Origin of the sequence: uncultured Aquincola sp., assembly GCF_964001545.1 — a bacterium.
In the GTDB taxonomy this organism is placed as follows: domain Bacteria; phylum Pseudomonadota; class Gammaproteobacteria; order Burkholderiales; family Burkholderiaceae_C; genus Aquincola.
The window spans coordinates 1-8,599 of sequence record NZ_CAXFDV010000864.1; the positions used below are offsets into that span (position 1 = coordinate 1).

General features: G+C 66.6%; 9 protein-coding genes. 5 read left to right on the forward strand and 4 right to left on the reverse strand.

Going from position 1 to position 8,599, the window contains the following annotated elements:
• Nucleotides 1–760, forward strand: a 760-nt coding sequence (locus ABNT58_RS29750) for an RsmB/NOP family class I SAM-dependent RNA methyltransferase (protein WP_348756959.1), incomplete at its 5' end; no start/stop codon positions are given.
• Between the two features lie 167 nt (nt 761–927).
• Nucleotides 928–2,151 (forward strand): acyl-CoA desaturase, encoded by a 1,224-nt coding sequence (locus ABNT58_RS29755; protein ID WP_348756960.1) that lies wholly within the window; start codon nt 928–930, stop codon nt 2,149–2,151.
• 463 nt (nt 2,152–2,614) lie between these two features.
• Here ABNT58_RS29755 and ABNT58_RS29760 read toward each other — a convergent pair whose 3' ends face one another.
• The 4 genes from ABNT58_RS29760 to trxB all read right to left on the reverse strand — a co-directional run bounded on the left by ABNT58_RS29760 (nt 2,615) and on the right by trxB (nt 4,579).
• Nucleotides 2,615–3,034: a DUF2809 domain-containing protein gene (locus ABNT58_RS29760; protein WP_348756961.1), complete on the reverse strand. Its 420-nt coding sequence runs from the start codon at nt 3,032–3,034 to the stop codon at nt 2,615–2,617.
• A gap of 100 nt (nt 3,035–3,134) precedes the next feature.
• Nucleotides 3,135–3,305, reverse strand: a complete 171-nt coding sequence (gene rpmG / locus ABNT58_RS29765; RefSeq protein WP_046113738.1) for a 50S ribosomal protein L33 — start codon at nt 3,303–3,305, stop codon at nt 3,135–3,137.
• A 16-nt stretch (nt 3,306–3,321) separates the two neighbouring features.
• Nucleotides 3,322–3,555, reverse strand: coding sequence for a 50S ribosomal protein L28 (gene rpmB / locus ABNT58_RS29770; RefSeq protein ID WP_046113739.1), 234 nt, complete (start codon nt 3,553–3,555; stop codon nt 3,322–3,324).
• A gap of 67 nt (nt 3,556–3,622) precedes the next feature.
• Nucleotides 3,623–4,579 carry a thioredoxin-disulfide reductase gene (gene trxB, locus ABNT58_RS29775; RefSeq protein ID WP_348756962.1) on the reverse strand — a complete coding sequence of 319 codons (957 nt, stop codon included), beginning with the start codon at nt 4,577–4,579 and terminating at the stop codon, nt 3,623–3,625.
• A gap of 197 nt (nt 4,580–4,776) precedes the next feature.
• On the opposite strand from trxB, the gene ABNT58_RS29780 reads away from it, so the two are divergent.
• From ABNT58_RS29780 to lolA, 3 genes are read left to right on the forward strand one after another with little or no spacing between them, the layout of a single operon-like run.
• Nucleotides 4,777–5,445: a Crp/Fnr family transcriptional regulator gene (locus tag ABNT58_RS29780; protein WP_348756963.1), complete on the forward strand. Its 669-nt coding sequence runs from the start codon at nt 4,777–4,779 to the stop codon at nt 5,443–5,445.
• A 46-nt stretch (nt 5,446–5,491) separates the two neighbouring features.
• A complete protein-coding gene (locus ABNT58_RS29785; RefSeq protein WP_348756964.1) occupies nt 5,492–7,870 on the forward strand; it encodes a DNA translocase FtsK 4TM domain-containing protein in 2,379 nt (792 codons plus the stop codon).
• Nucleotides 7,871–7,878: 8 nt separating this feature from the next.
• Nucleotides 7,879–8,502 (forward strand): outer membrane lipoprotein chaperone LolA, encoded by a 624-nt coding sequence (lolA, locus tag ABNT58_RS29790; protein ID WP_348756965.1) that lies wholly within the window; start codon nt 7,879–7,881, stop codon nt 8,500–8,502.
• The last annotated feature ends 97 nt before the right edge of the window (nt 8,503–8,599 follow it).

The following is an 8,599-nucleotide window of genomic DNA, read 5'->3' on the forward strand; positions in this document are numbered from 1 at the left end:
CGCCGGCATCGAAGCCACCGACACCCCGTATTCGCCCTGGGGCCTGCGCATCGAAGGCAAGCCGGCGCTGAACAAGCTGGACGTGTTCACCGGCGGCGGGGTGGAGGTGCAGGATGAAGGCAGCCAGCTGCTGGCACTGATCACCGACGCCAAGCGCGGCGAGATGGTGGTCGATTTCTGCGCCGGTGCCGGCGGCAAGACGCTCGCGCTGGGTGCGGCGATGCGCAACACCGGCCGCCTGTACGCCTTCGACGTGTCCGGCCATCGGCTGGATTCGCTGAAACCGCGGCTGGCGCGCAGTGGCCTGTCGAACGTGTACCCGGCGCAGATCGCGCACGAGCGAGACGAGCGCATCAAGCGCCTGGCCGGCAAGATCGACCGGGTGCTGGTGGACGCGCCTTGCTCCGGCCTGGGCACGTTGCGCCGCAACCCCGACCTGAAATGGCGCCAGTCGCCGGCCACGCTGGCGGCGCTGCGCACGCAGCAGGCGTCCATCCTGCGGGGCGCGGCGCGCCTGCTCAAGCAAGGCGGCCGGCTGGTGTACGCCACCTGCAGCCTGATGGCCTCGGAAAACGAGGACATCGCCGCCGCCTTCAGCGCCGAGTTCGAGCGTGAATGGGCACCGGTGGCGGTGGGCGACCTGCTGCAGGCAGCCAAGGTCGAGGGCTGGGAGAGCCTGGTGTCGGGTCCGTACCTGCGCCTGTGGCCCCACCGGCATGCCACCGACGGCTTTTTTGCCGCCGTCTGGGAACGACGCTGAGATTTCGGGGTCTGAGCAGCTGTCGCGTTGATCTGCCGCAATTTGGGGTCGATCTGCCGCGATCGGCTGTGGCGTGGGCACCAAAAGCACCGTGCTCGCTATGTAGTTCCACGGGTGCGTAGCACGGTGCGCCACCTACAATCGGCAGGTTCTTGGAAAGGTTCTCAATGAATGGTTTGATGACGGTGTGGAGCGCAGTCGTCGATGGGCTGGCGCACGGCGTGCTGGACGCGTCCTGGTGGCAGGTGCTGGCCTACACGTTGGTGGTCACCCACATCACGATCGCGGCGGTCACGATCTTCCTGCACCGCAGCCAGGCCCACCGGGCGCTGGATCTCGGCCCCGTGCCGCAGCATTTCTTCCGCCTGTGGCTGTGGCTCACCACCGGCATGGTCACCAAGCAATGGGTGGCCATCCATCGCAAGCACCACGCCAAGTGCGAGACGGACGAAGACCCGCACAGCCCGCAGACCCGCGGCATCAAGAAGGTGCTGCTGGAAGGTGCCGAGCTGTACCGCGCCGAGGCCAAGAATGCCGAGACCGTGGAGAAGTACGGCCGCGGCGTGCCTGACGACTGGATCGAGCGCAACCTGTACAGCCGCTACTCCTGGCAGGGCGTGGGCCTGATGCTGCTGGTCAACGTGTTCCTGTTCGGCGCCATCGGCCTGACCATCTGGGCGGTGCAGATGCTGTGGATCCCGATCAACGCAGCCGGCATCATCAACGGCATCGGCCACTACTGGGGCTACCGCAATTTCGAGGCGGTGGACGCTTCGACCAATGTGTCGCCCTGGGGCATCATCATTGGCGGCGAAGAGCTGCACAACAACCACCACACCTACCCCACCTCGGCCAAGTTCTCGATCAAGAAGTACGAGTTCGACATCGGCTGGGGCTACATCCGCGCGATGGAGATGATCGGCTGGGCCAAGGTGCGCAAGACCGCGCCGCAGCTCAAGCTGGGCCAGGTCAAGCCGGTGGCCGACGACAAGACGCTGGAGGCGGTGATCGCCAACCGCTACGAGGTCATGGCCTCGTACGCCAAGGAGCTGCGCCGCGCCTGCGCGCTGGAGCTGGAGCACCTGAAGCAGCAGGGCGCCCAGAATTCCGCCCGCTGGACCGAGATGCGCCTGGCCAAGCGCTGGCTGCACCGCGACGACGACAAGATCCCGCACGGCGTGAAGGCCCACGTGGCTGGCGCGATGGCGCAAAGCCCGTCGCTGACCAAGCTGGTGACCATGCGCGAAGAGCTGCGCCAGCTCTGGACGCGTACCAACGTGTCGGCCGAACAGCTGGTGGTCGACCTGCAGGCCTGGTGCAAGCGCGCCGAAGAAAGCGGCATCACCGCGCTGCAGGAGTTCTCGACCAAGCTGCGCGCTGCGCGCGCCTGAGCGATCGGCGGCCCCGCGAGGGGCAGAAAGAAGGGGAGCCAGCGGCTCCCTTTTTTTTCATGGTGCGCCCGCTGGGCTTGACGCCCGGCCTGGCCCAGGCCCTCAAGCGTCCCGCCGATGTGCTGGGTGCCACATCGCTGCACTCCGTCATCGCCGAAGAACGGCTGACCTGGTTCCGGGCAGCAGGGCTGTCGTCACCGGCGGCACCGCGGGCCCGACCATCGGCGACGATGCCGCCATGTTGCAGGCGGCCATCGACGGACAGGGAGTTGCCCTGGGCCGCTCTGTGCTCGTCGCGGACGACGTGGCCCAGGGGCGTCGGGTGGCCGCTTCTGCCACCCGATTGTCAGCCTCGTACCGGCCGCCAGCAGCAGCCGCTGGTGGCGCGGCAGCAGCCACCTGCTCGAGACCGTGCTGACCGCGACTCGCTTGGCAGCCTGGGCGTGCGCCGACTCTGCTGACCTCAACCGCTCGAATCGCCCGGCGCGGACACGGACGCCGGGTGGTGTCGCAGTTGGCGCATGAAATGCTGATCAACAAAGTACGACGTCATGCACCCGGCCAGATACATGAGGATGTCTGTCCAGCTGAAGCTCGTCCCTATGAGGGTACGAATGAGGCTCGGCCGATGAAACCCGAGCAAGTCGGCAACGTGGAAGTATTGGGCTGTTTCGACCACACAGGCGAACAGAAACACCGCGATGGCCAGGCGTCGTGGCGGGACTTCTCGGACCGATTGGACGAGGTGGTAGATCAGGATCACCACCAGGAAATCGCTGAGAAATGACCGGATCCACCCCACGTGCGCAAAGCGGGTTGCCACCATGACTTCAGCGACGAACACGATAAGCGCAATCAGGAAATGTTTGACGGGACGAGGCATGGTGACGCGCTGTTGCTGTATCGGAATGGCGCAGGCATCCAAGCGGCGCCCAAAACAAAGGCCGCTCGAGAGCGGCCTTGTGGGGGAACCGGGCTGAAGATCACTTCAGCTTGGTTTCCTTGTACAGCACGTGCTTGCGTGCCTTGGGGTCGAACTTCAGGAATTCCAGCTTTTCAGGCGTGGTCTTCTTGTTCTTGTTCGTGGTGTAGAAGTGACCGGTGCCGGCAGTGGATTCCAGCTTGATCTTTTCGCGTCCGCCTTTGGTGGCCATGAGCTGCTCCTAGGGTTTACAGGGCGCCCTTGGCGCGCAGGTCGGCGACGACCTGGTCGATACCGACCTTGTCGATCAGCCGCAGAGCCGCGTTGGAAATGCGCAGGCGCACCCAACGGTTCTCGGTTTCAAGCCAGAAGCGGCGGTACTGCAGGTTGGGCAGCCAGCGACGCTTGGTCTTGTTGTTGGCGTGGGAAACATTGTTTCCCGTCATCGGGCCCTTGCCCGTTACTTGACAGACGCGTGCCATGACGACGCTTCTCCGTTAAATGTGCGGTTCAGCCGAGGATCCGGCAAAGACCGCGAGTATAGCACGCTTACGCGGACTGCTCCAAGAAGCGTTGTGCGTCAAGCGCAGCCATGCAGCCGGTGCCCGCGCTGGTGATGGCTTGGCGGTAGATGTGGTCCTGCACGTCGCCGGCCGCGAACACGCCCGGCACGGTGGTCATGGTGGCAAAGCCTTCCAGGCCCGAGCGGGTGACGATGTAGCCGTCCTTCATCTCGATCTGGCCCTTGAAGATGTCGGTGTTGGGCTGGTGGCCGATGGCGATGAAGCAGCCCTTGACCGGCAACTCGCGGGTGCTGCCGTCTTCGGTGTTGCGCAGGCGCACGCCGGTCACGCCGGTGTTGTCGCCCAGCACTTCGTCCAGCTGCTGGAACAGGTGCAGCTCCATCTTGCCGGCGGCCACCTTCTCCATCAGCTTGTCGACCAGGATGGCTTCGGCGCGGAACTTGTCGCGGCGGTGGATGAGATGCACCTTGGTGGCGATGTTGGACAGGTACAGCGCCTCTTCCACCGCCGTGTTGCCGCCGCCCACCACGCACACTTCCTGGCCGCGGTAGAAGAAGCCGTCGCAGGTGGCGCAGCCGCTGACGCCGCGGCCCATGAAGGCCTGCTCGCTGGGCAGGCCCAGGTACTTGGCGCTGGCGCCGGTGGCGATGATCAGCGTGTCGCAGGTGTAGGTGCCGCTGTCGCCCTTGAGAGTGAACGGGCGCTGGGCCAGGTCCACCTCGTTGATGTGGTCGAACACGATCTGGGTGTTGAAACGCTCGGCATGCTGCTGGAAGCGCTGCATCAGGTCCGGGCCCATCACGCCGGCCACGTCGGCGGGCCAGTTGTCCACTTCGGTGGTGGTCATCAGCTGGCCGCCCTGGGCCAGGCCGGTGACCAGCATGGGCTTGAGGTTGGCGCGTGCCGCGTAGATGGCGGCGGTGTAGCCGGCAGGGCCGGAGCCCAGGATCAGCACCTGGGCGTGGTTCGTGTTGGCAGTCATGGAGCTTTCCGGGTAACGCGTGTGTCGGCGCGGGACGGGCGTGGGCCGTTGTGAGGCGCCGCCCTCAGTGTGTCATGGGGGTGCGCGCCCCTTGCGCAAGCTTGTCAATGGGCACAATAGTGAAATTGTAGGCAGCCCCCTCAACCCCATAGCGTCGCACGCCGATAAGTAACAACCACCGACGCAGGAGTCCGCCCATGTCCATGCTCTCGAACCTAGATCTGATTCGCCGTGTGCCGCTCTTTTCGCTGCTGACCAACGAGCAGGCGCAGGCCATTGCCGACAGCGTCGTCAAGCGACGTTTCCGCCGTGGCGAACTGGTGGTGGAGCAGGGCCGCAAGAGCAATGCGCTGTTCATCCTGCTCAACGGCCGCGCCCGTGTGCTCACGGCCGACCAACGGGGCCGCGAAGTGATCCTGGCGGTGCTGGAGGCGGGCGACTACGTGGGTGAGATGAGCCTGATCGACAACGAGCCGCATTCGGCCACGGTGCGCGCCGAGATCCAGACCGACATGCTGATCCTGGGCCGCGCCGAATTCGCGCGCTGCCTGCCCGAGAACTCCAGCCTGGCCTACGCCATCATGCGCGGCTTGGTGCAGCGCCTGCGCAGCGCCGACCGCCAGATCGAGTCGCTGGCGTTGCTGGACGTGTACGGCCGTGTGGCGCGCACGCTGCTGGAAATGGCCGAAGAGGTCAACGGCGTGCAACTGATTCGCAACAAGGTGTCTCGGCAGGACATGGCCAAGGTGGTCGGTGCCTCGCGCGAGATGGTCAGCCGCGTGATGAAGGATCTCGAGGAGCGCGGCGTCATCGAGACCCAGGAAAACGGCTCGGTGATCATCAAGGAAACGGCCCCGCAGCAGTGAGGCTGCGCGCCGGGTGCGGGGGCGCGATGCGCCACAATCCCGCCCCATGACGTTTCCGTTAGGGTCCCTGCGCACCGAACCCGGTGCGGCTACCACCCGCGGCTCGGCCCGTGGGGCCGCCGCTGCCGCTTCTTCCTCCAAGGCCGCCGCTTCGGGCGGCGAAGGCATCGCCAATCGCGAGGTCAGCCTGCGGCTGCGCCTGCAGCTGGTGCTCATCGTCGGTGGCCTGCTGTGGCTGCTGGGCGTGCTGGCGCTGGTCACGCACCACCCGGCCGACCCCGGCTTTTCCACCTCGGGCGCGGGCGGGCCGTTGCACAACAAGGCCGGCCTGCTGGGCGCCTGGGCTTCGGACTGCGCGCTGTACCTGTTCGGCCATTCGGTGTGGTGGCTGCCGGTGGTGGCCGCGCGCGCCTGGCTGGCCGCGCTGATGCGGGGCCTGCGTGGCGACGTGGACCCGCCCGAAGGCCTGCCCCGCTTCTGGATCGGCCTGGCGCTGCTGATGGCGGCCAGCACCGCGCTGGAGTGGACGCGCCTCTACCGTTTTGAAGATTCGCTGCCCGGTCCGGCCGGCGGCGTGATCGGCTTTTTGCTCGGCCCCTTGTCGATGAAGTGGCTGGGCTTTGCCGGCTCCGGCGTGCTGTGGATCGCGGCGCTGGTGGGCGGCATGGCGCTGGCGCTGCGCTTTTCGTGGCTGCGTGTGGCCGAGCGCCTGGGCACCCTGATCGAGAGCCTGCGGGTGCGCCAGCAGGTGCGGCGCGAGCGCGCCGAAGACCAGCGCATCGGCGAGCAGGCCCAGCGTGAGCGCGACGAGACGGTGGAGGTGGAGCGCCAAGTGGTGGAAGACCACGCGCCCATCCTCATCGAGCCGACGATGGTGGAAGTGCCCAAGAGCACCCGCGTGGCCAAGGAGCGGCAAAAGCCGCTGTTCCGCGAGCTGAGCGACACCAAGCTGCCGCAGGTCGACCTGCTGGACGCCGCGCCAGGCCGCATGGAAACCGTGACGCCCGAGACGCTGGAGATGACCAGCCGCATGATCGAGAAGAAGTTGAAGGACTTCGGCGTCGAGGTGCGGGTGGTGGCAGCTTCCCCGGGCCCGGTGATCACCCGCTACGAGATCGAGCCGGCCACCGGCGTCAAGGGCTCGCAGGTGGTCAACCTGGCCAAGGACCTGGCGCGCTCGCTCAGCCTGGTCAGCATCCGCGTGGTCGAGACCATCCCGGGCAAGAACTACATGGCGCTGGAGCTGCCCAACGCCAAGCGCCAGACCATCCGCCTGGCCGAGATCCTGGGCTCGCAGGTGTATGCCGATGCGGCCTCCCAGCTGACCATGGGCCTGGGCAAGGACATCATCGGTGCGCCGGTGGTGGCCGACCTGGCCAAGATGCCGCACTGCCTGGTGGCCGGCACGACCGGCTCGGGCAAGTCGGTGGGCATCAACGCGATGATCCTCAGCCTGCTGTACAAGGCCGAGGCGCGCGATGTGCGCCTGATCCTGATCGACCCCAAGATGCTCGAGATGAGCGTCTACGAGGGCATCCCCCACCTGCTGTGCCCGGTGGTGACGGACATGAAGCAGGCCGGCAACGCGCTCAACTGGTGCGTGGCCGAGATGGAGCGCCGCTACAAGCTGATGAGCAAGCTGGGCGTGCGCAACCTGGCCGGCTACAACAAGAAGATCGACGAGGCCACCGCCGCCGGCGAGAAGATCGGCAACCCCTTCAGCCTGACGCAGGAAGAGCCCGAGCCGCTGGAGCGCCTGCCCTTCATCGTGGTGGTGATCGACGAGCTGGCCGACCTGATGATGGTGGTGGGCAAGAAGATCGAAGAGCTGATCGCCCGGCTGGCGCAGAAGGCGCGGGCCGCCGGCATCCACCTGATCCTGGCCACGCAGCGGCCGTCGGTGGACGTCATCACTGGCCTGATCAAGGCCAACATCCCCACCCGGCTGAGCTTCCAGGTCAGCAGCAAGATCGACAGCCGCACCATCCTCGACCAGATGGGCGCCGAGGCGCTGCTGGGCATGGGCGACATGCTCTACATGCCCAGCGGCACCGGCCTGCCGATCCGTGTGCACGGCGCCTTCGTCAGCGACGACGAGGTGCACCGCGTGGTGGAGTACCTCAAGAGCCAGGGCGAGCCCAACTACATCGAAGGTCTGCTGGAAGGCGGCACGCTGGAAGGTGGCGAAGACGGCGAGCCGCCCGCGCCCGGCGAAGCCAATGGCGAGGCCGACCCGATGTACGACCAGGCGGTGGCCATCGTGCTGCAGCACAAGCGCGCCTCCATCTCGCTGGTGCAGCGGCACCTGCGCATCGGTTACAACCGCGCCGCCCGGCTGCTGGAACAAATGGAGAAGTCGGGCCTCGTATCCAGCATGGCCACCAACGGCAACCGGGACCTGCTGGTGCCCCGCCGCGAAGAATGACGACGACGATGTTGCGAACCTTGATGGCGCCGGTGGCGGCGCTGGTGCTGAGCCTGGCCACCACCGTGGCCCATGCCGACGCGGTGGACACCCTGCGCGAGTTCGTGCGCGACGTGAAGAGCGGCCGTGCCGCCTTCACCCAGACCGTGACCTCGCCCGATGGCGCGAAGAAGAAAACATCGAGCGGCCGCTTCGAGTTCTCGCGGCCCGACCGCTTCCGCTTCGCCTATGCCAAGCCGTTCGAGCAGCTGATCGTGGGCGATGGCAAGCAGGTGTGGCTGCACGACGTGGACCTGAACCAGGTCAGCGTGCGGCCGATGTCGGCGGCGCTGGGCGCTACGCCGGCGGCCTTGCTGGCCGGCAAGTCGCTGGACACCGACTTCGACCTGAGTGCGCAGCCCAGCGCCAACGGCCTGGACTGGGCGCTGGCCCAGCCCAAGCAGAAGGACGGTGCGTTCCAGTCATTGCGCGTGGGTTTCCGCGGCAAGACGCTGGCGGCGGTGGAAATCGTGGACGGCTTCGGCCAGCGCTCGGTGCTGCAGTTCGACGGCTTCGAGACCAACGCCGCGCTGCCGGACGACACCTTCCGCTTCACCGCGCCCAAGGGCGCGGAGGTGCTGCGGCAGCCGTAAGCCTTAGTCGAACAGACCCATGTCGGGGCTGCTCATCAGGCGCTCGATGTCCATCACGATCAGCATGCGCTCAGCATCGCCCATGGTCACGCTGCCC

What these genes read in the sequence shown, in the direction of transcription:
- ABNT58_RS29755 (WP_348756960.1), top strand. Translation starts at nt 928, where the DNA reads ATGAATGGTTTGATGACGGTGTGGAGCGCAGTCGTCGATGGGCTGGCG.
- ABNT58_RS29760 (WP_348756961.1), bottom strand. Translation starts at nt 3,034, where the DNA reads ATGCCTCGTCCCGTCAAACATTTCCTGATTGCGCTTATCGTGTTCGTC.
- rpmG (WP_046113738.1), bottom strand. Translation starts at nt 3,305, where the DNA reads ATGGCCACCAAAGGCGGACGCGAAAAGATCAAGCTGGAATCCACTGCC.
- rpmB (WP_046113739.1), bottom strand. Translation starts at nt 3,555, where the DNA reads ATGGCACGCGTCTGTCAAGTAACGGGCAAGGGCCCGATGACGGGAAAC.
- trxB (WP_348756962.1), bottom strand. Translation starts at nt 4,579, where the DNA reads ATGACTGCCAACACGAACCACGCCCAGGTGCTGATCCTGGGCTCCGGC.
- ABNT58_RS29780 (WP_348756963.1), top strand. Translation starts at nt 4,777, where the DNA reads ATGTCCATGCTCTCGAACCTAGATCTGATTCGCCGTGTGCCGCTCTTT.
- ABNT58_RS29785 (WP_348756964.1), top strand. Translation starts at nt 5,492, where the DNA reads ATGACGTTTCCGTTAGGGTCCCTGCGCACCGAACCCGGTGCGGCTACC.
- lolA (WP_348756965.1), top strand. Translation starts at nt 7,879, where the DNA reads ATGTTGCGAACCTTGATGGCGCCGGTGGCGGCGCTGGTGCTGAGCCTG.